The sequence below is a fragment of the Alistipes sp. AF14-19 genome (genome assembly GCF_003461645.1).
GTDB classification, from domain to species: domain Bacteria; phylum Bacteroidota; class Bacteroidia; order Bacteroidales; family Rikenellaceae; genus Alistipes; species Alistipes shahii.
In genome coordinates, this window is record NZ_QTXM01000001.1 from 400,340 (window position 1) to 426,152 (window position 25,813).

General features: G+C 62.2%; 25 protein-coding genes. 6 read left to right on the forward strand and 19 right to left on the reverse strand.

What is annotated here, in order from left to right:
• Window positions 1–52 precede the first annotated feature (52 nt).
• The 5 genes from DWW03_RS01725 to DWW03_RS01745 all read right to left on the reverse strand — a co-directional run bounded on the left by DWW03_RS01725 (window position 53) and on the right by DWW03_RS01745 (window position 5,258).
• Window positions 53–1,075: a FecR family protein gene (locus DWW03_RS01725; protein WP_022061773.1), complete on the reverse strand. Its 1,023-nt coding sequence runs from the start codon at window positions 1,073–1,075 to the stop codon at window positions 53–55.
• A gap of 16 nt (window positions 1,076–1,091) precedes the next feature.
• On the reverse strand, window positions 1,092–1,664 hold the full coding sequence (locus tag DWW03_RS01730) for an RNA polymerase sigma-70 factor (protein ID WP_044054475.1): 573 nt from the start codon (window positions 1,662–1,664) through the stop codon (window positions 1,092–1,094).
• A 5-nt stretch (window positions 1,665–1,669) separates the two neighbouring features.
• A complete protein-coding gene (locus tag DWW03_RS01735; RefSeq protein ID WP_118406178.1) occupies window positions 1,670–3,337 on the reverse strand; it encodes a DUF4886 domain-containing protein in 1,668 nt (555 codons plus the stop codon).
• A 216-nt stretch (window positions 3,338–3,553) separates the two neighbouring features.
• Window positions 3,554–4,669, reverse strand: coding sequence for a glycosyltransferase family 9 protein (locus DWW03_RS01740; RefSeq protein ID WP_022061770.1), 1,116 nt, complete (start codon window positions 4,667–4,669; stop codon window positions 3,554–3,556).
• Window positions 4,653–5,258, reverse strand: a complete 606-nt coding sequence (locus tag DWW03_RS01745) for a DUF4254 domain-containing protein (protein WP_015547417.1) — start codon at window positions 5,256–5,258, stop codon at window positions 4,653–4,655. Before DWW03_RS01745 ends, DWW03_RS01740 begins: the two co-directional genes overlap by 17 nt.
• A 76-nt stretch (window positions 5,259–5,334) precedes the next feature.
• Here DWW03_RS01745 and DWW03_RS01750 point away from each other — a divergent pair, with 76 nt between their 5' ends.
• From DWW03_RS01750 to DWW03_RS01765, 4 genes are all read left to right on the forward strand, one after another.
• The gene (locus tag DWW03_RS01750) at window positions 5,335–6,339 is read left to right on the forward strand and encodes a glucosaminidase domain-containing protein (RefSeq protein WP_015547416.1); all 1,005 of its coding nucleotides are present in this window, start codon (window positions 5,335–5,337) and stop codon (window positions 6,337–6,339) included.
• A gap of 12 nt (window positions 6,340–6,351) precedes the next feature.
• Window positions 6,352–7,038, forward strand: coding sequence for a hypothetical protein (locus DWW03_RS01755; protein WP_022061769.1), 687 nt, complete (start codon window positions 6,352–6,354; stop codon window positions 7,036–7,038).
• Window positions 7,039–7,225: 187 nt separating this feature from the next.
• Complete coding sequence (locus DWW03_RS01760; protein ID WP_118406179.1) at window positions 7,226–9,361, forward strand: S9 family peptidase; 2,136 nt, start codon at window positions 7,226–7,228, stop codon at window positions 9,359–9,361.
• Window positions 9,358–9,831 carry a methylated-DNA--[protein]-cysteine S-methyltransferase gene (locus DWW03_RS01765; protein WP_015547414.1) on the forward strand — a complete coding sequence of 158 codons (474 nt, stop codon included), beginning with the start codon at window positions 9,358–9,360 and terminating at the stop codon, window positions 9,829–9,831. The genes DWW03_RS01760 and DWW03_RS01765 overlap by 4 nt, the downstream gene beginning before the upstream one ends.
• Before the next feature lie 96 nt (window positions 9,832–9,927).
• Here the strand turns inward: DWW03_RS01765 and DWW03_RS01770 are convergent, their stop codons facing one another.
• The 13 genes from DWW03_RS01770 to DWW03_RS01830 all read right to left on the reverse strand — a co-directional run bounded on the left by DWW03_RS01770 (window position 9,928) and on the right by DWW03_RS01830 (window position 21,396).
• The gene (locus tag DWW03_RS01770; protein WP_022061767.1) at window positions 9,928–11,355 is read right to left on the reverse strand and encodes an NADH-quinone oxidoreductase subunit N; all 1,428 of its coding nucleotides are present in this window, start codon (window positions 11,353–11,355) and stop codon (window positions 9,928–9,930) included.
• A gap of 6 nt (window positions 11,356–11,361) precedes the next feature.
• A complete protein-coding gene (locus DWW03_RS01775) occupies window positions 11,362–12,846 on the reverse strand; it encodes a NuoM family protein (RefSeq protein ID WP_022061766.1) in 1,485 nt (494 codons plus the stop codon).
• Between the two features lie 12 nt (window positions 12,847–12,858).
• Window positions 12,859–14,751 carry an NADH-quinone oxidoreductase subunit L gene (gene nuoL / locus DWW03_RS01780; RefSeq protein WP_022061765.1) on the reverse strand — a complete coding sequence of 631 codons (1,893 nt, stop codon included), beginning with the start codon at window positions 14,749–14,751 and terminating at the stop codon, window positions 12,859–12,861.
• A 22-nt stretch (window positions 14,752–14,773) separates the two neighbouring features.
• Window positions 14,774–15,082 (reverse strand): NADH-quinone oxidoreductase subunit NuoK, encoded by a 309-nt coding sequence (gene nuoK, locus DWW03_RS01785; RefSeq protein WP_022061764.1) that lies wholly within the window; start codon window positions 15,080–15,082, stop codon window positions 14,774–14,776.
• 11 nt (window positions 15,083–15,093) lie between these two features.
• Entirely contained in the window at window positions 15,094–15,603 is a 510-nt protein-coding gene (locus tag DWW03_RS01790; RefSeq protein ID WP_015547410.1) for an NADH-quinone oxidoreductase subunit J, read from the reverse strand.
• A 3-nt stretch (window positions 15,604–15,606) separates the two neighbouring features.
• Window positions 15,607–16,047, reverse strand: coding sequence for a NuoI/complex I 23 kDa subunit family protein (locus DWW03_RS01795; RefSeq protein ID WP_022061763.1), 441 nt, complete (start codon window positions 16,045–16,047; stop codon window positions 15,607–15,609).
• 2 nt (window positions 16,048–16,049) lie between these two features.
• On the reverse strand, window positions 16,050–17,126 hold the full coding sequence (gene nuoH, locus DWW03_RS01800) for an NADH-quinone oxidoreductase subunit NuoH (RefSeq protein WP_022061762.1): 1,077 nt from the start codon (window positions 17,124–17,126) through the stop codon (window positions 16,050–16,052).
• Between the two features lie 189 nt (window positions 17,127–17,315).
• Window positions 17,316–18,863 (reverse strand): NADH-quinone oxidoreductase subunit C, encoded by a 1,548-nt coding sequence (locus tag DWW03_RS01805; protein ID WP_181989596.1) that lies wholly within the window; start codon window positions 18,861–18,863, stop codon window positions 17,316–17,318.
• Window positions 18,864–18,925: 62 nt separating this feature from the next.
• Window positions 18,926–19,582, reverse strand: a complete 657-nt coding sequence (locus DWW03_RS01810) for an NADH-quinone oxidoreductase subunit B (protein ID WP_015547407.1) — start codon at window positions 19,580–19,582, stop codon at window positions 18,926–18,928.
• A complete protein-coding gene (locus DWW03_RS01815; protein ID WP_009599057.1) occupies window positions 19,573–19,923 on the reverse strand; it encodes an NADH-quinone oxidoreductase subunit A in 351 nt (116 codons plus the stop codon). Before DWW03_RS01815 ends, DWW03_RS01810 begins: the two co-directional genes overlap by 10 nt.
• Window positions 19,924–20,027: 104 nt before the next feature.
• Window positions 20,028–20,390, reverse strand: coding sequence for a hypothetical protein (locus DWW03_RS01820; RefSeq protein ID WP_022061758.1), 363 nt, complete (start codon window positions 20,388–20,390; stop codon window positions 20,028–20,030).
• A 179-nt stretch (window positions 20,391–20,569) separates the two neighbouring features.
• Window positions 20,570–21,181 (reverse strand): superoxide dismutase, encoded by a 612-nt coding sequence (locus DWW03_RS01825; RefSeq protein WP_118406181.1) that lies wholly within the window; start codon window positions 21,179–21,181, stop codon window positions 20,570–20,572.
• A gap of 32 nt (window positions 21,182–21,213) precedes the next feature.
• Window positions 21,214–21,396 (reverse strand): rubredoxin, encoded by a 183-nt coding sequence (locus DWW03_RS01830; protein WP_015547405.1) that lies wholly within the window; start codon window positions 21,394–21,396, stop codon window positions 21,214–21,216.
• Window positions 21,397–21,520: 124 nt separating this feature from the next.
• Here DWW03_RS01830 and DWW03_RS01835 point away from each other — a divergent pair, with 124 nt between their 5' ends.
• Complete coding sequence (locus tag DWW03_RS01835; protein ID WP_022061756.1) at window positions 21,521–22,900, forward strand: tryptophanase; 1,380 nt, start codon at window positions 21,521–21,523, stop codon at window positions 22,898–22,900.
• 2 nt (window positions 22,901–22,902) lie between these two features.
• Window positions 22,903–24,327, forward strand: coding sequence for a sialate O-acetylesterase (locus tag DWW03_RS01840; RefSeq protein ID WP_022061755.1), 1,425 nt, complete (start codon window positions 22,903–22,905; stop codon window positions 24,325–24,327).
• Window positions 24,328–24,408: 81 nt separating this feature from the next.
• On the opposite strand, the gene DWW03_RS01845 is transcribed toward DWW03_RS01840, so the two are convergent.
• Window positions 24,409–25,629, reverse strand: coding sequence for a site-specific integrase (locus DWW03_RS01845; RefSeq protein WP_015547402.1), 1,221 nt, complete (start codon window positions 25,627–25,629; stop codon window positions 24,409–24,411).
• Window positions 25,630–25,813 lie beyond the last annotated feature (184 nt).

A 25,813-nucleotide genomic window follows, 5' to 3' on the forward strand; every position in this document is an offset into this window, starting at 1 on the left:
TGAGAAATAGGTCATTAAAGATTCCGTTCGTTCTGTGTACTACATGATATGGTTATTTTAGGGGTGGCGATATGTAATATACCTCGGCTTCCCTGCGCACCGAGAAAAGGCGGTCCTTGTTGAGCGCATCGAGGATTTCGTCGAGCGACTCCTCGTTGACGAACGAGGCGTAGTAGGTCTCGTCGCACAGCGATTTGTCCGTGACGACGATCTCGACGGCGAAGTGGCGGCGCAGGTCGGCGACGATGTCGCCCAGGGTCTGCTCCACGAAGAAGAAGTTGTTGTTGTCGATCCAGTTCGCATAGGAATCGGGATCGAAATTGAGGAAGTCGATGTGATTGTTGGTCTTGTTGAAACGGAGGATGTCTCCGGGCGCGAGGGTGAGTTTCCCGTTCATCTTCGACGCCTTGATGCCTACCGACACCTTGCCGCGCACCAGACTCACCTCCGACTTGGCGTCCTCCTGATAGGATTTGAGGTTGAACTGCGTGCCGAGCACCTTCACCTCCAGCCGGTCGGCGGAGACGATGAACGGGCGGTCCTCGTCGCGGCGGACGTCGGCGAACATCTCGCCCGACAGGTAGACCTGCCTCATCGAGCGGTTGAACTGCTTGGGATAGATGAGTTTCGTACCGGCGTTGAGCCACACGTGCGTGCTGTCGGGCAGCACGATCTCGCGGCGCTCGCCCATGCCGGCATAGACCTCCACCCACTCGCGCGGGGTGTTGGCCTGATGCCTGTAATGGAGCGCCAGAACGACGGCGGCAACGGCGGCGGCGTATTCGATTATACGGAGGGACCACCGCCACCGCCGGAGGTTACCGCTGCGGGGGGGGGAATTCGGGGCGGGGCATGCCGCGAGGATCGAGTCCAGCTTACGCCGCACGCGCTCCTTGCCCTCGGGATCGTACTCGGTCTCGGTAGCGTCCAGCAGGTCGCTGAACAGCTGGTCCAGCCCCGGGTCCTTCAGCCGCTCCCGCAGCCACATGCGCACCTGCTGCGCCTCGGCTTCCGTGCAGTTGTCCCGCATGTAGGCAAGCAGCTGTTCACGCGACATATTTTTCTTGGTATCCATAGGTTTCGTCTTGTTTTCAGAAGAACAGCACAAAAAAGAGCGTCACGACGGAGATCGTCTTGCGGATCTGCTTGATCGCCAGGTCGACGTGCTTTTCGACCGTGCGGATCGAGAGGTTCAGCGCCCGGGCGATCTCGGCATTGGTCATGTTGCGGTCGTAGCGCATGGCGAATATCTCGCGCCGCTTGTCGGGCATCGAACGCATCACCGAGTCGATGAACCCGACCCGTTCGCGCACGTCCACGTAGTCGTAAATGTCCGTATCGCCGTCGGCGACGTTGAGCATCGCATCGTTGATGTCGCTGCGCAGCATGTTGTACCGCAGCCGCATGTAGTCGAAAAGTTCGTTGCGCGTGGCGACCAGCAGGTAGTTGCGCACCGACAGTTCGGGATTGACCTGCTCCTTGCGCATCCACATTTTGACGAAGACGTTCTGGATGATGTCCTCCGCCACGGAAGAGTCCTTGACGATATGCCTGGCGAAGGTGTGCAGCAGGTCGTAGTAGCGGTCGAAAAGCACTCCGAAGGCTGCCTTGTCGCCGCCGCGCATCATCACGACAAGCTCCGAATCCCGTAAACGATTCTGCATGCCCGTCAGTATTTGCTCATGTCCGTAACCGCATAGGGCGTCCGGCAGGCCTCCAGCGCCGCCCGGATCGCCACCGGGGCGTTGGCGTCGGTAACCGGCGTCGAATAACCCGTCGTCGAGGTGCTGGAGGTCGAATAGCGGTAGCCGTTTCCCTCGACGCTGACGCCCGTGCAGGGCGTGACGAGCGTCCGGAACACCGTCGCGGCGGCCGCGTAACGGCTGATTCCGTAGTCCATATGGTAGGAGTCGCGCGTGAGGTCCATCCCGTTGTCCCTGTTCAGCGACGAGGTCCGCAGGTTCTGGAGCGACGTTCCCGAGGGGATCACGATGTCGATGCAGGTCTGGGCGGTGATCTTCCGCACCTGGGCCACGATCGCCTCGAACATCGCCTGCTGGTTGGCGAAATACTTCGGATAATGGGAGTGGTAGGCTCCGTAGGCCTGGGCCATGATGTAGCCGATCGTGGGCCGGTCGAGGGGCTGCGCCTGCTGGATGTAGTCGCAAAGTCCGGAAATCGCGCCCCGCTCGGTCTCGTCCCACTCCCACGCATAGTACGAACCGGTGTGCTCCTGCAACGTCACGATGTCCCACGTATCCGACTCGACGATGCTCTTGAGCGAACGGTTCAGCGTCCCTTCGTTCTCCCACTTCGTCGCTCCCGGCTCGCAGTAATAATAGGTGCAGATGTCCGGTGCGGCATAGTTCTCGAAAAATTCGGGCAGCTTATAGCCGCCGTGATAGGCCCGCACCATCCGGACATGGGTGATTCCGGCGCTTTTCAACATGCCCGGCAGATGCTCCGTGGCATCGACCGTAAAACTGTTGCCGATAAAAAGTATCTTGAGGGATTTGCCTCCCGCCGGCAGCGGCGGGTTGAACGAGCCGTTAAGCTCGCTCCCGATCCGGATCACCTCGCCGTCGGCGAAGACGAAGCAGACGTATTTCCCCGTGTCGAGCACGCAGCGCAGCGCAACGGCTCCGTCCGCAGGAGCGGCCGTGCCCGTGTCGGCCCCCTCGAAAGCGATCGTTCCGCCGGCCGTCAGCGTCACCGCGGGCGACGCCCCGCCCCGCAGGGCCTCCGCGTCGGCTTTCACCGGCGTCGCAACGCCGTCGGCCGCCCAGTAACCGCCGCCGTTCACCGTAAAGAAGGGAATCGCCTCTTTCCGAACGCCCCGCGTCGCGGCGCCCTTGAAGCCGAACTTCAGCACCCCTCCGGCGGTCGTCGTCACCGACTCGGCGTAATTGCAGGCTTCAACGCGCGCTTTCAGGTAGGCTTTCATCTCGTCGGTCGAGCCGAACAGGTCGACCGACTCCTCCCCGGAGACCTTTTGGGTGACGGGCACGACGGCCGGTTCCGCACCGCCGTATGCGATCGTCAGCGACGAGGTGCGCTGCTGCGCCAAAGGATTCGCCTGCGCGGTGATTCCGACCTTCGCACTCCCCGTGCCTTCCGCCGGAACGGCTTCCAGCCACTCGTCGTCGCACACGATCGTCCAATGCCCCGTCGTCGAGATGCTCAGCTGCAAGGTCGTTTTCCCGGCCTCGAAATTCAGCGAAGCCGGAACTGCATAGAATCTGACATCGGGATTTCCGTCGTCGTCCTTGCCGGAAGAGCAGCCGGCGGCGGCCGCAAACAAGGTGAAAATCAGCAGGTAAAAAAGAAGTTTCTTCATAAGTTCATCAGGTCGGTTATAATAAGTACGAATGAGGCGAACCCTCTACGTAACCGAAAATGCAATTTCACGGAAATGAAACACGGCCCCCAGAACCGGAGCGGTGAATAAGGCGAAATAAAACTCCGGACGGGAACCGGGGCTGAAAGCAGGCCTCCGGTTCCCGTCCGATCGCTCCGTAAGGTCATCCCCGAACGGATTATGGATTCAATCGGTTTATCCGTTTCCGGAACATTCCGGCAAGCTGCCGGTGATTTCGGCCACCCGCCGGGCCGCCATTTCGGGCGTAACGGCTTTCAGGCAGCGGTAGTCGCCGTAGCGGCAGGGCTTGTTGCCGAAGACCGAGCAGGGACGGCACGCCATGTCGGCCTGCAAAACGTTCCCGGACGAAACCCCGTAGCCCAGAAAACCCAGCCCGGGATGCGTCGCGCCCCATACCGACACCACGGGCGTCGCGACGAGCGACGCCAGGTGCATCACCAGCGAATCCATCGTCACCACGCAGTCCAGGTTGGCGATGAGGTCCATCTCCCCGGCGAAACGGACCTTGCCGTACAAGGCCGTGACGTTGGGATACGTGCGTTCCATCTCCTCGGCGAACGCCTGTTCGGCGCCTCCGCCTCCGTGGATGAAAACCCGCCCGTAACGCTCCGAGAGCATCCGCACGAGTTCGCGGCTCTGCTCCTCGGGATAGGTCTTGCCCCGGTGTGCGGAGAAGGGTGCGAAGCCCACCCACACGCCGTGTTTCTCCCCGAAGGGATTGGGGCGGTCCCGGCGCACGGCGGGCGCAGGGTCGTCCAGCACGAATCCCAGCTTCCGGAAAACGTCGCAGTAGCGCAGCACCGTGTGGCGCAACGGCTCCATGCCGCGGCCGCCGCAGCGGATGAACGCCCGTTTCCCGGCGCGCCCCTTGTCGATATGCGCCGCCGGAACGCCGTGCAGACGCATCGCGAGGCGGAACGCCTTCGAGCGCAGCACGTCGTGCACGTCGGCCACGGCGTCCACGCCCAGCCTCCGGGCCTGGGCGGCCAGCCGCCACATTCCCGCCAGGGAGTGATGGGCGCCTTTTACATCGACGTCGAGAAACCCGACATCCAGCCCTGCGAAAAAGGGCCTGAACATGGCCTGCGTGGCCACCGTGACCCGCAGATCGGGATAAGCGGCCGTCAGCGCACGGAGCGCATGCGGCAGCATCGCCACGTCGCCCATCGCCGAGGTGCGCATCACCAGCAGGTGACACGGAACCGGCGCGCCGCTCCCGGCCGCCGCACCGCCCGCTCGTTCCCCGTTCGGGAGGCCGTTCGCCGTCCCCACGCTATTTTTTCTGCCCATAGAGCACCGGATTCAGTGCCGGGTCGTTGTACATTTTCATCTGTTTGTAGGTCTTCATGTACTTGCGGCCCGCCTCGATGTCCTCGATCAGCTCTTCGATGGCCTGCGAAAGGTCGACCTGCTGCGCGAGCAGCACGTCCAGCTTCTTCCGGCAGGCCGCGCGATGCGCGTCGTCCACGTCCGTACGCTCCGCCTCGCGCGCCATGTGGTAAATCTTCAGGGCGAGGATCGACAGGCGGTCGATGGCCCACGCCGGGGTCTCGGTGTTGAGCCGGGCGCCTTCGGCAGGCGTTACGTCCTTGTATTTGTCCAGCAGGTAGGAGTCCACGTACTCCACCATGTCCGTACGGTCCTGATTCGATTTGTCGATGCGGCGCTTGATGAGAAGCGCCTCCGCGGGGTCGATGGCCGGGTCGCGGATAATGTCCTCCAAGTGCCACTGCACCGTGTCGATCCAGTTCTTGTGGTAGAGCAAATGGTCGATCGTGCCCGGCGCGTAGGGATTGTCGATGGGATGGTCCACATCGTCCCAGCGGTGATACTCCTCGATGGACCGGTTGAAAATACGATTCGCGTTTTCGGTAAACATAGCTTGCGGTTTTATAGTATTATTGGATTTTTCACCGGAAAATCATACCTTTGTCGGTAACGATTAAACAAAGATAATGACTTTTTCCAAAAAAGCAATACTCCTCTCCGGAATCCTCCTCTGCATCTCCGTGCAGCTCGGGGCGCAGGTGCGCCAGACGCGCGAAGAGTACATCAGCCGCTACATGCCCATCGCCATCGCCCACATGGAGCGCTACGGAATCCCCGCGAGCATCACCATGGCGCAGGGAATCCTCGAATCGGACTGCGGCAACAGCCTGCTGTCGATGAAGTCGAACAACCACTTCGGCATCAAGTGCAAGCGCAACTGGACGGGCGACAAGGTCTACCACGACGACGACGCCAAGGGCGAATGCTTCCGCTCCTACCCCTCGGTCGAGGCGTCGTACCGGGACCACGCCGAATTCCTCGACTCGCAGCCCCGCTACGACTCGCTGTTCGCCTACTCCTCCGACGATTACAAGAGCTGGGCGCGGGGTCTCAAGGCCGCGGGCTACGCCACGGCCCCCGACTACGCGCAGCGGCTCATCCGCATCATCGAGGAGAACCAGCTCTTCCTGCTCGACCGGCCCGACGGCGCACGGCTCTACGCCTCGCGCTACGGCCTGAAACGCGACCCCGAAGAGTGGTTCTCGTCGCAGAGCAGCGTGGAGGAACTGGCCCGGACCGAGGGGGCCGTCGACCCGGACAACTACCGCGTGACGATCAACGCCCACCAGGGTTACAACGTCTACGTCACCAACGGCGTGCACTACGTGCTGGCCAAGGAGAACGACACGTTCGAGAACATCGGGCGGAAGTTCCGCCTCTCGCCGCGCAACCTGCGCAAATTCAACGATCTGAAGGACAAGAAGGCCCAGCCGGTGCCGGGCGAGGCGGTCTACATCGAACGCAAGCGGAAACGCTGGGAGGGCAACTCCCGGCACCACATCTGCCGCCAGGGCGAAACGGCCTACTCCGTGGGCCAGTCCTACGCCATCCGCACGCGGTCGATCGAGAAACTCAACAAGCTCCGCAAGGACGAGGAGCTGGCCGCAGGACGCGAAATACGCATAAAATAAAACCTACATACCATGGAAACAACCCCGCTGAGAGCACAGATTCTCGACACCATCATCCGCAAGTCGACACTCAAACAACGGGTTTTCGACAACACCTTCGGAGCGTTCAACTCCCTGAAGGAGACGCTGCTGGAGATGGCCTCGGAGATGGACGACGAACTGGACGGCAAACTCGACCGCCGCGTGAGGCTCGAATACCGCGACCGCGGCAAGTTCGAGGCCCAGTTGCAGGTAGCCAACGACATCCTAATCTTCCAGATGCACACCGACGTCTTCGAGTTCGGCTCCGACCACCTCATCTGGCAAAACCCCTACGTGCAGGCCGACCGCGACAACTCCTACTGCGGACTTATCAACATCTACAACTTCCTGTCCGACTCGTTCAAATTCAACCGCAACGCCGACGAAGGCTACCTGATCGGCCGCATCTTCATCAACCGCGAACGCCGCTACTTCGCCGAAGGCAAGCAGCAGAACTCGATGCGGGCGATGGATTTCGGCAAGTCGGAGATCGGCCAGGAGGCGCTGGTCGCGATTCTCGAATCGGCGATCGGCTTCGCGCTGAACTTCGACCTGCTGATGCCGCCCTACGAGGAGAACAAACGCGTGACGGTGGACCAGTTCAACACCAAGATGGACAACTCGAAGTTCGTGACGGGCAAACGCCTCGGCTACGACTTCGACGTAGAGGACATTTAACGGGCCGAACACGGGAGGGGCTTCCGATTTTCACCGGGTCCCGCGTGCCGCAACCGCCGTTGCGGCACATGATCGCCGCTTTAGCGGCACGCCGTAAATCCGGCCCTTCCCCGAACCCCTCCTCCGGAGGGAACTTGCCGTACCGCGCCCCACGCATCGAACACAACTTTCAACACGTCATTTTCTCTTGAAAACCATTCTTTTCCCGCTAATAACCGCAGCGGCGCTCCTGACGGGCAGCGTCCGCGCCCAGAACGAATACGCCGAAATCGCCCGGCTGCGGGGGCTGAACGAATCGGTGCGCGGCATCCGCTCGATGGCCGACGGCGAACACTACACCACGCTCGAATCGAACGACATCGTCCGTTACAGCTACGCCTCCGCGGCTCCCGGCGAGAGCATGCTCCCCGCGCCCGCGCCGAACCTCGTCATCACCGACTACGCCTTCTCGCCCGACGAGCGGTCGATCCTCATTGCCTCGGGCCGCAAGCCGATCTACCGCCATTCGTACACCACCAGCTATTCACTCGTGCGCGACAACGCCGTGCGCCCCGTCCTGCGCGACGCCGAAGCGCCGCGCGACGCCTCCTTCTCGCCCGACGGGCAGAAGATCGCCTACTCGGACCGCAACGATCTCTACGTCTACGACATCGCCTCCCAGACCACGCGCCGCATCACCGACGACGGGGCGTGGAACGAGGTGATCAACGGCACGACCGACTGGGTCTACGAGGAGGAGTTCGGCGCAACGCGGGCCTACGCCTTCTCGCCCGACAGCCGCCGCATCGCCTACCTGCGTTTCGACGAGAGCGAAGTGCCGCTGATGGAGATGATGCGCTTCGACGGCAAACTCTACAACAGGGCCTATTCATTCAAATACCCCAAGGCCGGGGAGCGCAACTCCGTGGTCCAGCTCTGGATCGCCGACCTCGAGACCGGCGCCAGGGAGCGCATCGACACGGGCGAGGAGACCGACCAGTACATTCCCCGCATCGGCTGGACGCCCGACGGACGGCCGTGGTACTACCGCCTCAACCGCCGCCAGAACACCTTCGAGATGATCGTCTGCGAACCCCACGGAGCGCAGCGCACGGTCTACGAGGAGCGGGCGCAGCAATATGTCGAGCGCGTGGACGACGGGACCGTGACCTTCGTCGACCGCGACCGTTTCCTCGTGCGGCAGGAGAGCCACACGGGCTTCATGCACCTCTACCTGTACAGCCTCCGCCGGGGCATCCTCGAACAGGTGACCAAAGGCCCGTGGGAGGTGACCCAGGTTGTGGGAACCGACGGCAGGCGCGTGTGGTTCCTCTCGACCGAGACCTCGCCGCTGCGCCGCAACCTGTACAGCGTGCGCCTCGACGGCAAGGACAAACAGCGTCTCACCACGGGCGAGGGCTACTACACCGCAGCCCCGAGCGCCGGGATGAAATACTTCATCACCACCTTTTCCAACGCCTCGACCCCCAACGTCACGGAGGTCTGCGACGCCGCCGGGAAACCCGTCCGCACGCTGGCCGACAGTCGCCGCCTGCGCGAAGAACTGGCCGCCGCCGACCGCCCCGTGAAGGAGTTCTTCACCTTCACGACCGAGCGCGGCGACACGCTCAACGCCTATATGGTCAAGCCCCGCGGCTTCGATCCCTCGCAGCGTTACCCCGTATTGCTGACCCAGTATTCGGGTCCCGGCTCGCAGTCCGTGCGCGACCGCTGGTCGCTGGACTGGGAGGACGCCCTCGCCGACAAAGGCTACATCGTGGTCTGCGCCGACGGCCGCGGCGCGGGATTCCGGGGCGAAAAGTTCAAGAAACTCACCTACGGACGCCTGGGGGCGCTGGAGGTCGAGGACCAGCTTTCGACCGCCCGCCACATGGCGGCGCAGCCCTGGGTCGACCCTGCGCGCATCGGCATCTACGGCTGGTCCTACGGCGGATTCATGGCCCTGAGCTGTGCGATGAAGGGCCTCGGGCTGTTCAAAATGGCCATCGCCGTGGCTCCCGTCACCTCGTGGCGTTATTACGACACGATCTACACCGAGATCTACAACAACCTTCCGCAGTACAACGCCGCAGGCTACGACGACAATTCGCCGATCAATTTCGCGCGGATGCTCGACGACCGGCGCACGCGGCTGCTGATCATCCACGGCACGGCCGACGATAACGTCCATTTCCAGAACACCGTCGAGATGACCCGGGCGCTCAACCGCGCCGGCAAACAGTACGACATGATGGTGTACCCCGACCAGAACCATTCGATGTTGCCCGACGCAACGGCACACATAAGACAAAAGATGATCGACTACACTCTGAAGAATTTATGACGTACACATTGCAACACGAAACGCCCGTCGGCCCCGTGACGATCACGGCTACGGGCGAGGCTGTGACGCAGATCCGTTTCGGCACGACAGTTCCGGAAGGCTCCGCGGCCGTCCCCGAAACCGCCGCCACACCCCTGCTGCTGAAGGCGGCGGCGCAGCTCCGGGAGTATTTCGCCGGCACGCGCCGCGACTTCTCGCTGCCGCTCGCACCCGCCGGAACGCCCTTCCAGCAATCTGTCTGGCAGGCGTTGCAAACCATCCCCTACGGCGAAACCCGCACCTACGGACATATCGCCATGCAGATCGGCCACAACAAATCGTTCCGCGCCGTCGGCATGGCCAACAACCGCAACCCCATCGTCATCGTCATTCCCTGCCACCGCGTCCTGGGTTACGACGGCAAGCTCACGGGCTACGCCGGAGGGCTCGACATCAAGGAACGGCTGCTCGCCCTGGAAAAGCGGCGATAACGCACCCCGGCGGCAGGCCCGCAAACCCCAATCGCACCCGCACGAAAAAATGCGGGGCACGGTCTCCCGCGCCCCGCATCTGCATATCCCGCCGGGTCAAAGCCCGAACGCAAAGGCGTTGATGCCGTCGTAAACCGCGCTGACGATGCCCAGCAGCAGGACGCCTGCCATGCAGAGCGCGAGGCTGACGCGCGTGTAACGGTCGCTGCGGAACGCCGCGATCGGCGCGTCGCCGGGCATAATGTACATCGCCTTGACGATCAACAGGTAGTAATAGAGCGACACGACCGTGTTGACCAGCGCGATGAAGACCAGCAGGTGGAATCCGCCACTGAAAGCCGCGGCGAAGACGAAGAATTTCGAGAAGAACCCGGCGAAGGGCGGGATTCCCGCCAGCGAGAACAACGCCAGGGTCATCAGCAGCGCCAGGCGGGGATTAGTGCGGGAAAACCCGTTGTAGTCCTCCAGCGAGACCCTGCCGCCGCTGTGCTGCTCGACGGCGGACAGCACGCCGAACACCGCGAGGTTGGCGGCCATGTAGACCAGCACGTAAAAGACCAGCGAGGTCATGCCGATGGCGCTGCCGCCGATGACGGCCAGCATGATGTATCCGGCCTGCGAGATGGACGAGAAGGCCATGAAACGCTTGAGGTCCTTCTGCCGGATGGCGAAGAGGTTCGCAACGGTGATGCTCGACACCGTCACGATCCAGAGCAGCGTCTGCCACTGTTCGGTCATCGGGGCGAACACCTTCACGAGCACCGTCAGCAGCACGAACGCCGCAGCGCCCTTCGAGACCACCGAAAGATAGGCGGTCACGTTCGTCGGCGCGCCCTGGTAGGCGTCCGCCGTCCAGAGGTGGAAGGGCACGAGCGAAATCTTGAAGCCAAGCCCCGAGAGGAAGAAGACCAGGGCCATCACCTGCAACGGCGAACCGTCGATGCGGGCGGCCATGTCGCCGAAATAGAGCGTCCCGGTCGTTCCGTAGAGGAACGAGATGCCGTAGAGCATCAGTCCGCTCGAGAACAGCGCGCAGAGGATGTATTTGGCCCCCGCCTCGGCCGAATAGCGTTTGTATTTGTCGAAGGCCACCAGACAGGCCATCGGGACCGAAGCCAGCTCCAGACCGATGAAGAACAGCAGGAAGTTGCCCGCGCCGATCATAAAATACATGCCCAGCAGCGTCGAGAGGGTCAGGATGTAGAATTCGCCCTGCTTGTGGCGCGTGTCCTCGCGGCGCAGCCACGTGTCGGACTGCAGGAAGACGATCAGCGCCCCGACGGAGAGCATGCTTTTGACGATGCCGTCCATCGGCGTATGGCAGAACATGCCGCCGAAGAGTTCGCCCCCCGCAGCCGGAACAAGGTTCACAACCACCTGCACGACCATCAGGCAGCAGACCACGGCCGAAAAGCGGCGGCGTGCGCGCTCCCCGGCCATGAGGTCGTAGAGGAACACGAAGACGAGAATCGCCGTGAGGGTCACTTCGGCCCGCATCAGCGTAAATATCGAGGTGTAATCCATAGTCGCTTAACTCAAAATATGTGCAATGATCTTCGCGACGCTGCCGCGGATCATGTCGCTCACCCACAGCGGCGCCAGACCTATGCCGGCGATGGCGACGACGAGGCAGACGACCGACAGCCGCTCGTCCCACGTGGCGTCCGAAAGCTTCAGGTGCTCGGGATTGTCGCACGTGCCGTAGAGGATTTTCCCGACGACGCGCAGGATGTAGACCGCCGTGATGACGATCGACGTGCAGGCGATGACGGTCACCACGCGGTGGAACGTGTCGGCGTTCATAAACGCGCCGTTGAAGATGGTCATTTCGGCCACGAAGCCGCTCAGGCCCGGCAGCCCGAGGTTGGCCAGACCCGCGATCACATACCCGACCGCGAGGAACGGCATCACCTTCATCAGCCCGCCCAGCTGGCGGATGTCCCGCGTGTGGGTGCGGCCGTAGATCATGCCGATCAGCGCGAAGAAGAGGGCCGTCATCAGGCCGTGGCTCAACATCTGGAGCACGGCGCCCGTACCGGCCGTGGTGTTCATCATCAAAACGGCGAACAGCACCAGTCCGCAGTGCGACACCGAGGAGTAGGCGTTGATGTACTTGAGGTCGGTCTGCACGCAGGCCGAGAAGGCGCCGTAGACGACGGAAATCGTTGTCAGGATGATAAATACCCAGCTCAATTCATGCGCCGCTTCGGGTAAAAGATACATAGCAACCCGGAAACAGCCGTATCCGCCCAGCTTCATCAGCACCCCGGCGTGGAGCATCGACACGGCCGTCGGGGCCGAGGCGTGGCCGTCGGGGCTCCACGTATGGAACGGGAACAGCGCGCCCAGCACGCCGAAACCCACGAACACCAGCGGGAACCAGATGCGCTGCTGGGCAACGGGAATGTTGTTCAGCGCGGCGATCTCCTGAATGTTCATCGTCGTGGCGCCCGCACCGAAGTAGATGCCCAGAATGCCGATCAGCAGCAACGCCGAACCGCCCATGAGCATCAGCGTCAGTTTCATGGCGGCGTATTCCTTGCGCCCGCTGCCCCAGACGCCGATCAGCAGGTACATCGGGATCAGCGCCACCTCGTAGAACAGGAACATCGTGAAGAGGTCGACCGAAATGAAGAACCCGAACACCCCCACGCTCAACAGGCAGAACCAGAGGAAGTAGGCTTTGACGTCGGTCTTCATCTGCCACGAGGCGAACGTGCCCGTGAAGACGATGACGGCCGACAGCAGGAGCATTGCCACCGAAATGCCGTCGACGCCCACGGCGTAGTGGATGTTGAGCGGCGCATACCAGACGCGGCTTTCGGTGAAGAGCATCTGCGCCGTCTCGCCCGCGCCGCGCAGCCCGAGGTACTGCACCACGAGCACGACGGCCAGCGCCACGAGCAGCGAAGAGCCTGCGACCATCACCGTGTGAATCTGCCGCGTGGACTTCGAGAGCCACAGACCCAGCATCATCACGAGCGGAACGGCGGGAAACAGAGATAGTATATTCATAACTCGTTCGGATTAACAGATTAGAAGAATCAGGATCGTGAGGCCCAGCGCACCGCCGAGGAACCAGATGCAGTAACGCTGCACGCTGCCGCTCTGCATGTCGCGGATGAGCCAGGCGGCGCCGTTGGCGCCCCAGGCGAGGAGATTCATAAAGCCGTCGACCACATGGCGGTCGAACCACGCAATGGGCGTCGAGATGCAGGCGAAAATCACCCGGTGGGTGATGAACTGGTAGACCTCGTCGATGTAGAACCGGCGATAGGCCGCGCGGTGCAGGCCGCTGAACGTCGCGGCCAGCCTGTCGGCCACGGGCTGCCGGTCGCGGGCGTACATCCACGCCGCCAGCGCGATGGCCGCAGCGGCGACGCAGAGGCTCACGGCGGCAACGCTCCGGTCGATATGGATGACATAGGGCGCGCCGTCGCTCGACACGAACTCCCCGAAGGGGATGAATCCCGCCACGCAGGTCACCGCCGCCAGAAACACCAGCGGCAGGGTCATCGTCAGCGGAGCCTCGTGCGGCTTGTGCGCCGCATGCAGTTCGCGGTTCTCCGCGCCCCAGAAAATACCGTAATAGAGCCGGAACATGTAGAAGGCCGTAAGTCCCGCGATGGCGGTCATCACCCACCCCATGACGGGCGAGAAGGCGAAGCAGGCCGTCAGGATCTCGTCCTTCGAGAAGAAACCGCTCAAGGGCCAGATCCCCGCGATGGCGAGGCACGCCACGAGGAACGTCAAGTGGGTCAGCGGCATGTAGCGGCGCAGGCCGCCCATGGCCGACATCTCGTTGGAGTGCACGGCATGGATGATGCACCCCGCGCCGAGGAACAGCAGCGCCTTGAACATGGCGTGGGTGAAGAGGTGGAACATCGAGGCCATGTAACCCAGCCCTCCGGCGTGCGGGTCGGCCGAGGTCGAGACGCCCAGCGCCACGAGCATGAACCCGATCTGCGAAATGGTGCTGAACGCCAGCACACGCTTGATGTCGCTCTGCACACAGGCCACGACGGCGGCGTAAAACGCCGTGAAGGCCCCGACATAAGCCGTCCAATGCAGCACTTCGGGCGCATAGCCGATGAAGAGCGGAAACATCCGCGCCACGAGGTAGACGCCCGCCACGACCATCGTCGCGGCATGGATCAGCGCCGACACGGGCGTGGGCCCCTCCATGGCGTCGGGCAGCCAGATGTGCAGCGGGAACATGGCGCTCTTGCCCGCGCCGCCGACGAACATCAGCCCCAACGCCAGCGGGATCATCGCCCCGGCGGCCACCAGCGCGTGCGTCTCGGGCGTGAAGGAGAAGGTCCCGGCGTAGTAGCCGTAGATCAGGATGCCTATCAAGAAGCCCAGGTCGGCGAAGCGCGTCACGATGAAGGCCTTCTTCGAGGCGGCCACGGCCTCCTTCTTCGTATAGTAGAAGCCGATCAGCAGGTAGGAGCTGACGCCCACCAGCTCCCAGAAGAGGTACATCTGGAAGATGTTGGTCGCCACGACCAGCCCGATCATGCTCATCGTGAAGAGCGACAGAAAGGCATAGTAACGTTGGAAGCCCCGCTCGCCCTTCATGTAGCCCAGCGAGTAGATGTGGACCATCAGCGACACCGTGGAGATCACCACGAGCATCATCACCGAGATCGGGTCGAGCAGAATGCCCAGGTCGATGTGCAGCGCACCGCCGATGGGCAGCCACACGGCGTTCCAGGGGATCTGCGTCGGAAACACGCCCGCGGCATCGCGCCCGGCCGAGAAGTATTCGAAAGCCGTCCAATAGCTCAACAGCGCCACGACGGCCAGCACGGCCGTGCCCACGGCGCCCGCCGCCGCGGGACGCATCTTCATGCCCGCAAGCCCCAGCACGAGGAAACTCGCCAGCGGAAGCAACAGAATCAGAATCGTATATTCCATAGAAGATCGTTTTTTCGCACCGTTACCACTTCATTTCCCGCAGGCTCCGGGCGCCGATGTTGCGGATGTTGCGGTAGATATTGATGATGATGGCGATGGCCACGGCGGTCTCCGCAGCGCTGATTCCGATGGCGAACAGGGCGAAGAAGAACCCTTCGAGCTGCTCGGGGAAGAGGAAGCGGTTGAAGACCACGAAATTGATGTCCACCGAGTTGAGAATCAGCTCGACCGAAATCAGCATCGCCAGCAGGTTGCGGCGCGTGACGAATCCGTAAATGCCCACGAACATCATCACCGTGGAGACAATCAGGTAATATTCCATGTGTATCATAGTCGTGTTTTTTAGCGTTTGCGCGCGATGAGGATGCCGCCGACGATGCAGGCCAGCAGCAGCAGGCTGATCACCTCGAACGGCAGGATGTAACCGTATTTTCCGCTGCTCATCAGCGCGTGGCCGATGGTCCGCACGTGCAGTTCGCCGTGCTCGAAATGCGAGGGCAGGAAGTCGTGGCGGAGCGTTATCCAGAGGCAGATGCCCAGGCTGGCCAGCGCGGCGCCCAGCCCCACGAAGAGCTTGTAGCCCTTCAGGTCCTCGGCCTTGTCGCCCTGGCTCGACGTCAGGAGGATCGAGAAGACGTAGAGCACCGTGATGCCGCCGGCGTAGATCAGCAGCTGCACCGCCCCGAGGAACGAGTAGTTGAGCTGGAAGTAGATGCCCGCCGTACCGAAGAGCACGAACAGCAGGTAGGTCGCGGCGCGCAGGATGCGCCGGGTCGTCACGGCGAGAATCGCGCTGACGCCGATGAACAGCGCCAGGACCGTGAAAACGATCAATTCGAGTGTTATTTCCATGACTTACTGTTTGTTGAGTTGTTTGACGAGCTTTTCGCGCGTGTAGACGGCGTGCTCGAAATCGGTCGAGAAGCGGATCGCGCCGGTCGGGCAGGCGTTGACGCACAGGTGGCAGAACATGCACGACCCCAGGTCGTACTCGTAGCGCACCAGCCGTTTTTTGGTCTTGCCCGTCCCGGGGTCGGCGACCGTCTCGGTCGTGAGGCGGATGGTCCCGTTGGGGCAGGCCGACTGGCACAGCCCGCAGGCGATGCACCTGTTGCGCCCCTCGGCGTCGTGGGGCATCGTCAGAGAGCCGCAGAAACGGTCGTACATCTTCAGCGTGGCCCGGTTTTCGGGATACTGCTCGGTGATCTTGGGCGTGAAGAACTCGCGCCCCGTCACTTTAAGTCCGGTCAAAAGGGTTCCCAGTCCGTGGAAAAGGCCTTTGATATAGCTACTCATAACTAAAAATGCAGTTTAAAGACGACGACAATGACCATCAGCAGCAGGTTCGCCAGCCCGATGGGAACGAGGTATTTCCATTCGAGCGTCAGGATCTGGTCGATGCGCAGGCGCGGAAAGGTCCACTTGATCCACATGAGCAGCCACACCACGAAAAACGCCTTGGCGAAGAACCACACGAAACCCGGAATGCAGTCCATCACGGCGTTGAAGCCCTCCCAGCCTGCAATGTGCAGCGGCATCCAGCCTCCGAGGAAGATGGTGGCGGCGACGCCCGCGACGATGAACAGGTTGACGAACTCGGCGACGTAGAACAGCCCGAAGTGCATGCCCGAATACTCGGTGTGGTAGCCCGCCGTGAGTTCCGACTCGGCCTCCGGGAGGTCGAACGGGCCGCGGTTGACCTCGGCGTTTCCGGCGATCAGGTAGATCACGAAGGCAACCATCGCCGGGATATGGCCCTTGAAGAGGAACCACCCGTCGGCCTGCCGGGCCACGATCTCGGAGAACTGCATGGTGTCGGTCAGCACGATGATCGTGAGGATCGAGAGGCCGATGGAAAGCTCGTAGGAGATCATCTGCGCACCGCTGCGCATGGCGCCGATGAGCGAATACTTGTTGTTGGAACTCCACCCCGCCAGCAGAATGCCGACCACACCGATCGACGAGGCGGCCATCATAAAGAAGACGCCCACGTTGAAATCCAGCACCTCCAGCCCCTTGTTGACCGGCAGACAGGCGAAGGCCAGCACCGAGGCGAGGATGACGATATAGGGCGCGAGGTTGTAGAGGAACTTGTCCGAACGGCGGATGGTGATGATCTCCTTGGTGAGCATCTTGAAGACATCGCAGATGACCTGCACCGTACCCCACGGACCCACGCGCATCGGCCCGAGGCGGCATTGGAAGGCCGCGCAGACCTTGCGTTCCATGAAGATCATCAGGATGGCGATCACGGTGTACATCAGCAGCAGACAGCCGCCGACGATCACGCATTCGATGAAAACGGCCAGCCCGAGGGGCATCAGCGAGGTCAGCAGCCCGTGGACCCAGCTCGTAATTATAGAAAAGTCGAACATAGCAATACAATTTTTCGCTATTACAGATTATGGCACAACCGTCCGAAACGCCAATTTTGCCGCGCAGCGGCACCAAGTCCCTCCCCGAGGGAGGGGTTTGGGGTGGGGTCGGACTTGCAAACGACGCCGCAGGCGGCGAAAACGCCATTCGACAGCGTGATATGATGCATCATGGTCATAGAGTCTCTTTTATCTGTCAATATCCGGAACCACGTAATCCAGCGTGCCGCCGATGGCGATCAGGTCGGCGATCTTCGTCCCCCGGGCGATGGTCTCCAGGCACGAGACGAGCGGCAGACCCGTCGAGCGGAACTTCATGCGGTAGGGGAACTTGTCGCCCCGGCTCTCGATGAAGACCCCGAACTCGCCGCGGCTTCCCTCGACGGCGGCGTAGTAGCTGCCCTCGGGAATGCGGATCACGGGCTTCATCTTCAACTGGTATTCGCCTTCGGGAATGTTGTCGATCAACTGCTCGATGATGTGCATGCTCTGCTCGATCTCCCGCATGCGGACCATGTAGCGGGCCAGGCAGTCGCCTTCGGTGAAGAGCACCTCCTCGAAATCCACCTTGCCGTAAACGGCGTAGGGATGGCGCTTGCGCACGTCGCAGGCCCACCCTGCGGCGCGGCCCGTGCCGCCCGTGGCGCCGAACGAAATGGCATCCTCGCGCGTCAGCACGCCGGTGCCTTTCAGACGCTCCTGCGCGATGACGTTGCCCGTGAAAATCTCGTGGTACTCGCGCAGCACGGGACGCATGTAGGCGATGAACTCCTTGACCTTGCGCACGAAATCGGGATGGATGTCGGCCTGCACGCCGCCGATGGTGTTGTAAGTCTGGATCAGGCGGCCGCCGGTGGTCTGCTCCAGAATGTCGAGCACCTTCTCGCGGTCGCGGAAACCGTAGAAGAAGGCCGTCAGCGCGCCCATGTCCATGCACAGGCAGGCGAAGAAGAGCAGGTGCGAATCAATGCGCTGCAACTCGTCCATGATCGTGCGGATGTACTGCACGCGCTCCGGCACCTCGACGCCCAGCCCCTTTTCGATGCACATGCAGAGGGCGTGGCGGTTCTGCGACGCCCCGAGGTAGTCGAGACGGTCCGTCAGGGCGAGGGTCTGGGGATAGATCAGCTCCTCGCACATCTTCTCGATGCCGCGGTGGATGTAGCCGCAGTGCACGTCGAGTTTTTTAATGATCTCGCCTTCGAGCGACACGCGGAAGCGCAGCACGCCGTGCGTGGCCGGGTGCTGGGGACCGACGTTGATGACGTACTCCTCCTCCTCGAAAAGCACGTTGCGCCCGCGTATGAAACTGCCGTCGGGCTGCAACTCGAAGGTCGGGGCGCTGTCCTTCGACACCTCGTTGCTCATGCGGAGCGGGTTCGACGCCGGATCGTAGTCCTTGCGCAGGGGATGTCCCACCCAATCGTCGCGCAGGTACAGCCGCCGCATGTCGGGATGGTTCAGGAAACGGATGCCGAAGTAGTCGAACGCCTCGCGCTCGTTCAACTCGGCGGCCTTCCACAGGTCGCACACCGAGGGCAGGACCGGGCGTTCGCGTTCCGGAGTCAGCGTCCGCACCACGACGTTCTCGCCCGTCGAGGTGGCTTCGAGGTGGTACACCACGCCGAAGCCCTCTTCGCCCCAGTCCATGCCCGTGAGGCTGCGCAGGAAATCGAAGCCTTCGGCCTTCAGGCGTTCGGCCACCCCGCGGAAAGCTTCCGCCGGCACGGTGAACATCCCCTCGCCGGCCTCCGACCACACGGCCGCAGGCTCCCAGGCCTTCATTTTATCTGTCAGGGTCATAATTCTCGTTTTTCTTCGTCCACATTCAAATCGTTCTTCTCCGCCGTCAGGTCGCTCCGCAGCAGCCGTTCGTACTCCTCGCGGCCGATCTGCCGGTTCACGCCTCCGAAGAAGCGTTGCAGTTTCACCTTGCGCTGAAGCTGCATCAGTCCGTAGAGCATCGCCTCGGGACGCGGCGGACATCCGGGGATGTAAACGTCGACGGGCAGAATCCGGTCCACGCCGTTGACCACGTGGTACGACTTCTTGAACGGACCGCCGCTGATGGCGCAGCCGCCCACGGCGATCACGTATTTGGGATCGGCCATCTGGTCGTAAAGACGCCTGAGCACCGGAGCCATCTTGTGCGTGATGGTTCCGGCGACCATGATGAAGTCGGCCTGGCGCGGGGAGGCGCGGGCCACTTCGAACCCGAACCGGGCGAAGTCGTAGCGCGCGGCGCCCACGGCCATGAATTCGATGCCGCAGCAGCTCGTGGCGAACGTCAGGGGCCAGAGGCTGTTGCTGCGCCCCCAGTTGATCACCTCGTCGAGACATCCCGCCACCACATGGGTTCCGTTCTCGCGCAGTTCGCGCACCATCTGTTCGAGGTATTCGTTGTCGTTGAAGTCTTCGTACTTCATCGACTTGATTTTCGGTCTCTTTATTTCCATTCCAAAGCTCCTTTCCGCCATGCGTAGGCAAGGCCCAGAATCAGTACCACCAAAAAGAAGAGAATGCTCACCAGTCCGTAGACGCCCAGTTCCTGCACGACGACGGCCCACGAAAAGAGGAACACCGTCTCGACGTCGAACATCAGGAAGAGGATGGCGAAGAGGTAGTAACCCACCTTGAACTGCATCCACGAACGTCCGCGCGTCGGGATGCCGCACTCGTAAGCCTCGCCCTTCTGGGGGTTGTACGAACGCGGCGACACGGCGCGGGCGATGCCCAGCGCGACTGCGACCAGCGCAATGGCCGTAAGGATGACGACCACCAATAGCGTGAAATACATAGATATGTTGTTTTACGATTTTTAATTCCGGCACGACGAACGCACGCACGCCCCGCGGACGGCAAAGCCCCGGAAACATGCGGCAGGTAAAACGGCGGAAAAGGCTAAATCAGAATGCGCCCCAGAGAGAAGACGTAGTAATCCACGGCGTCGGGGTGCAAAGCCGGGGAATAGGTCCGCATTGCGGTACGGAGGCCGAAAGCGGCATCACAGGCGACGCGCGCGCCGGCAAGCTGCCGCACGGCGGCCTTATGGTCCGAAGGAGCTGCGGGAGCCTCGATCGAGACGGCGCAGGGACAGATCGCGGCGGAGAAATAATTGCATGCCGCGGCGTGCGAACCGGCAACCGAGGATTGCGTCAGGGCAGGGCGCACGCTCTCCGCGCCGCTGCGGAACGACGTATCCTCCAGACTCCCCGCCAGGGCGAAGAGCAACAGGATCAATGCCAATTGAATTCTCTCCTGCATCCGGTCCGAATCATAAATTTCTACGCTGCGAAGATACACTCTTTTACGCAGAAAAACACATCGGCAAACCAAAATGATCACAAAATGACGAATTTTGATTACAAATCCATGAATCCGCGACCCGCAAAAAATGCCGTTTCCTATATAGGAAACGGCATTCGAACACCGGCGGAAACCGCCTATTTTTCAGCGTATCGGTCGCCCACGACCTTCCAGTCGACGACGCCCCAGAGGGCCTCGACGGCATCGGCGCGGCGGTTCCGGTAGTCGATGTAATACGCATGCTCCCAGACGTCGATCGCCAGCAGCGGCTTCATGCCGTGACGCATGGGGTTGCCGGCGTTCTGCTCGCTGACGACGGCCAGACGCCCCGAGGGGTCCTCGGCCAGCCACACCCACCCCGAACCGAAAAGGCCCGCGGCGGCGCGGCCGATCTGCACCTTCAGTTCGTCGAGCGAGCCGAAATTGCGGTTGATGGCCTCCAGCAGCTCGCCCGAAGGCTCCTTTTGGGGTTTCGGCGAGAGCTGTCCGAAGAAGAACGCGTGGTTCCACGCCTGCGCGGCGTTGTTGTAGACCGGCCCGTCGGCCGAAAGGATGATGTCTTCCAGCGGCTGCCCGGCAAAGGGCGTGTCGACGATCAGCTCGTTCAGTTTGTCGACATAACCAGCATAATGCTTGTCGTGGTGGTAGTGCATCGTCTCCTCGGAGATTGCGGGCGCAAGCGCGTCGTAGGCATAAGGCAGGTCCTGCGGGGTGAAACGCGGCGAGGCCGCGGTATCGGTCGTTGCCATAATCAAAGATGTTAATAAGTTGAGATACAAAATCATATGTCGCTTGTTTTTTGTTCCTTCATCGCATCGAAAGCCCATTTTCCCCGGCCGCAGACGGGACATACCCAGTCGTCGGGCAGCGCGTCGAACGGCGTATACCGGCCCACGTTGTGTTCCGGATCGCCCGACACGGGATCATAGATGTATTCGCAGTAGGTGCAGCGGTATTTTTGCATCGCATTCGGAAGGTTAAATTCAGCAGGACCCCGAACAAATAGCGTACCCGAGTTCCGGTTTCGGAAAATTTTTCGTAATTTTGATCGGAATACCGACGAATTGCAACCTAAAACCAACTATATGATGACACTTCCTTATGCCGAACCCTACAAGATCAAGATGACCGAGGCCATCCGCACTTCCACGCGCGAAGAGCGCGAAGCGTGGATTCGCGAAGCCCGCTACAACCTTTTCAAACTGCGCTCGGACCAGGTGACGATCGACCTGCTGACCGATTCGGGCACGGGGTCGATGTCCGACCGCCAGTGGGCGGCGATGATGACCGGCGACGAAAGCTACGCCGGGGCCTCGTCCTATTTCCGGCTCAAAACGACGGTCGCGGAGCTGTTCGGCATGCCGTGGTTCCTGCCCACGCACCAGGGGCGCGCCGCGGAGAACGTGATCTTCTCGGCGCTGCTCAAGGAGGGCGATATCGTGCCGGGCAACTCGCACTTCGACACCACGAAGGGGCACATCGAATTCCGCCGCTGCCACGCCGTGGACTGCACGATCGACGCCGCGGCCGACACGCAGCTCGAACTGCCGTTCAAAGGCGAGATGGACCTTGCGAAACTCGAAAAGGTCCTCGCCGAAAACCCGCGCGAAAAGATTCCGTGCGTGGTGCTCACCGTCACCAACAACACGGCCGGAGGCCAACCCGTGTCGATGCGCAACATCCGCGAAACGGCCGAACTGTGCCGCCGCTACGGCGTGCCCCTGCTGATGGACTCGGCGCGCTTCGCCGAAAACGCCTACTTCATCAAAACCCGCGAGGAGGGCTACGCCTCGAAGACGATCAAGGAGATCGTCCGCGAAATGTACGACTGGGCCGACATTATGACCATCTCGGCCAAGAAGGACGGCGTGGTGAACATGGGCGGCTTCGTGGCGATGCGCTCCGAGGAACTCTACAAAAAGGCGATGTCGTTCAGCATCATGTTCGAAGGCTACGTCACCTACGGCGGCATGTCGGGCCGCGACATGGACGCGCTGGCCGTGGGACTGGACGAGAACACGGAATTCGGACAGCTCGACGCCCGCATCCGGCAGGTGCGGCTGCTGGGCGACCTGCTGGACCAGTACGGCGTCCCCTACCAGCGTCCGGCAGGCGGGCACGCGATCTTCGTGGATGCGAAGAAGGTGCTTCCGAACCTCCCGAAGGAACAGTTCATCGCCCAGACGCTGGCCGTGGAACTCTACCTCGAAGCGGGCATCCGCGGCGTGGAGATCGGCTCGATCCTCGCCGACCGCGACCCCGAGACACACGAGAACCGCTACCCCGCGCTCGAACTGCTGCGCCTGGCCATCCCGCGCCGCGTCTACACCGACAACCACATCCGGGTGATCGCCGCCGCATGCCGCAACATCTTCGAGCGCCGCGCGGAGATCACCACGGGTTACCGCATCACCTTCGAGGCGCCGATCCTGCGCCACTTCACCGTCGAACTCGATAAAATCCGTTAACGATGAAACGAATCCTTCTCACACTGGCCGCGCTCGGCACGGCCCTCACGATGCAGGCGAAAGTCGTCCTGCCCGGCATTTTCGGCGACAACATGGTGCTCCAGCAGCAGTCCGAAGCGCAGTTCTGGGGCAAGGCCGCGCCCGGCAAGAAGGTCACGATCCGCCCCTCGTGGAGCACGCAAGGCATTACGGCCAACGTCGGCAAAGACGGCCGCTGGCGGGCCGCCGTGCCCACCCCGGAGGCCGGAGGTCCCTACACGATCGAATTGAGCGACGGCGAGCGGCTGACGCTCCGCGACGTGCTGATCGGCGAGGTGTGGCTCTGCTCCGGACAATCGAACATGGAGATGCCGGTACACGGATTCCCCAACCAGCCCGTCGAAGGTTCGGCGGAGGCGATCATCCGGGCCAGGGCCGCAACGCCGATCCGCCTCTGCACCGTCAAACGCAGCACGGCACGCACGCCGCAGGAGGAGTGCGCGGCACAATGGCTGAAGCACACCCCCGAAGCGGTCGCCGGAACCAGCGCCACGGCCTACTACTTCGCCCGCTACTTGCAGAGCGTGCTGGACGTCCCCGTGGGTGTCATCGTCACCTGCTGGGGCGGCACCCCGGTCGAGGCGTGGATGGACCGCGAAACGATGTCCGGATTCAAGGAGTTCGACCTCTCGTTCCTTGACAACCCGGACCAAATCGACCGCCCCCAGTACAAACCCTGCGGACTTTACAACGGCATGATCGCACCGCTCGTACCCTACACCGTGAAGGGATTCCTCTGGTATCAGGGCGAGTCGAACAGGCCGAATCCCACCCAGTACCGGGCGCTGATGCCGGCCTTCGTGAAGATGCTCCGCGAGCGCTGGGCGCAGGGCGGGCTGCCGTTCTACTACGTGCAGATCGCACCCTACCGCTATGACGGACCCAACGCCATCAGCGGAGCCTTGCTGCGCGAAGCCCAGCTGCATAATCTGAAGGATATTCCATCGAGCGGCATGGCCGTAACACTCGACATCGGCGACGAGGGCTGCATCCATCCGGCCAAAAAAGAAGAGGTCGGAACACGTCTGGCCTGGCTGGCGCTGTCGAAAACCTACGGCATGAAAGGCATCGACGCCGATACGCCCGTCTGCGAAAAGATGGAGGTCGCCGACGGCAAGGCCTACCTGACCTTCGCGACAGGTCCCGACGGCCTGGCGCCCTACGGCCGCACGCTCACGGGCTTCGAAATGGCGGGCGCCGACCGCGTCTTCCACCCGGCCACAGCCCGGATCGAGAAGGGCAAAAGCCGCCTGATCGTCGCGTGCGACGCCGTTCCGGAACCGGTCGCCGTGCGCTACGCCTTCCGCAACGTTCCCGAAGCCACCCTTTTCAACACCTCCGGCATCCCCGCCTCCTCGTTCCGCACCGACGACTGGGAGGTGAAGTAAACGCATGTTCCAACCGACCGATCCGGCCGCGGGGACAGACCTCCGCGGCCGGATTTTTTCAGACCCGCATCTCCGGACACGTCAGCAGGAGACGCAGCGGTTCAGCGAAGCGAGGATTTTCCGGTTGGCGGAGTCGATGACCGAGGTTTCCAGCGCCGAGAGGTAAATCTGCGTCGTGCGCTCGGAGGTGTGCCCCATTCCGGCGCTGATCACCGGCAGCGGCACATTGTGGTTGCGGGCCGCCGTCGCCCAGCTGTGACGCGAGGTGTAGGACGAAAGCCCGGAGTCCAGCCCCAGCAGCGACGCGAGCTTTTTCAGCAGACGGTTGTAGTAGTTCAGCGCGACCTGATACTGCGCATAGGCCCGGGCCGGGTCCTCGGCCGTCAGCACCGGGAAAAGATAGGGCGTATCGCGCGTGCGCGGAGCGTACCGGCCGATGATCTCGCGCATGCACGGCTCCAGATGCACGGTCATCCGCTGCCCCGTCTTGCGGCGCACGTAGTGGATCGCCCCGTCCCTCATGTCCTTTTTCCGGAGAAAAGCCATGTCGACGAACGCCATGCCACGCATGCAGTAGCTGAAAACGAACAGGTCGCGGGCCAGCGGCAACGCACCCGAAACCGGCAGGTCGAGGCTCTTCAGACGGGCGATGAGCCGCTCGTCGATGGCCCGTTTGCGCGTGCGGTCGACGCCCGTATAGACACCGCCGAACGGCGACGCCGGCTCGGCCAGCCGCCTGCGGACCGCCTTGTTGTAAACCGAGCGCAGGATGCGCATGTAGAACGACACGGTGTTCCGGACGACCCCGCGGCGCAGCAGGTAAGCGTTGTACTCCTCGACCAGCCGCTCGGTGAACGCGGCGAAAGGCAGTTCGCCGCCGCCGAGAAAGCCCGAAAAACTGCGGAGCGTGCGCGTGTAGTTGCGGGCCGTGCCCAGCCGGTTGTCGGCTGTCAGCTGCGCGATCTGCTCGCGCATGAACGCCGTCACGCCCACGCCGCAGGACTGTGCGCAGAAGCGGTCGGCAACCTCGTCGACCGTATAGGGCCGCCCCTCGCGGCCCAGGTCGCGGATGATCCGGTGCAGCCGGTCCACGTCGCACTCTATGCGGCACTGCCAGACCGGAACGCGGCCCGGCTCCGGAGAGACGGCCCGCTGCGCCGAAGCGTCCCACTCGCCGGGCATCAAACGGATGCCGGTCGTAATGCAGCGGGTCCGGCGGAGATGGGTCAACTGATAGTAGATGGTTCCGGCCTTGCCGGATACGCGCGATGCGCGGAATTTTACCTTTACGGAAGTGATCATAACAGTATGGGATTTGTTCCGAAAGGTCGCAATTATCCTCTGTTTCGCGCACATGCCCACCTCCGCTTAATCGGGTAAGCGACCTGCTTTATCCGGATTTCCCGATACAGAGCAGGCCCGGGATTTCGTCCCGGGCCTGTACTTGCGACAAAACCGCCGCTCTACGCGCAAACCGCAATCAATG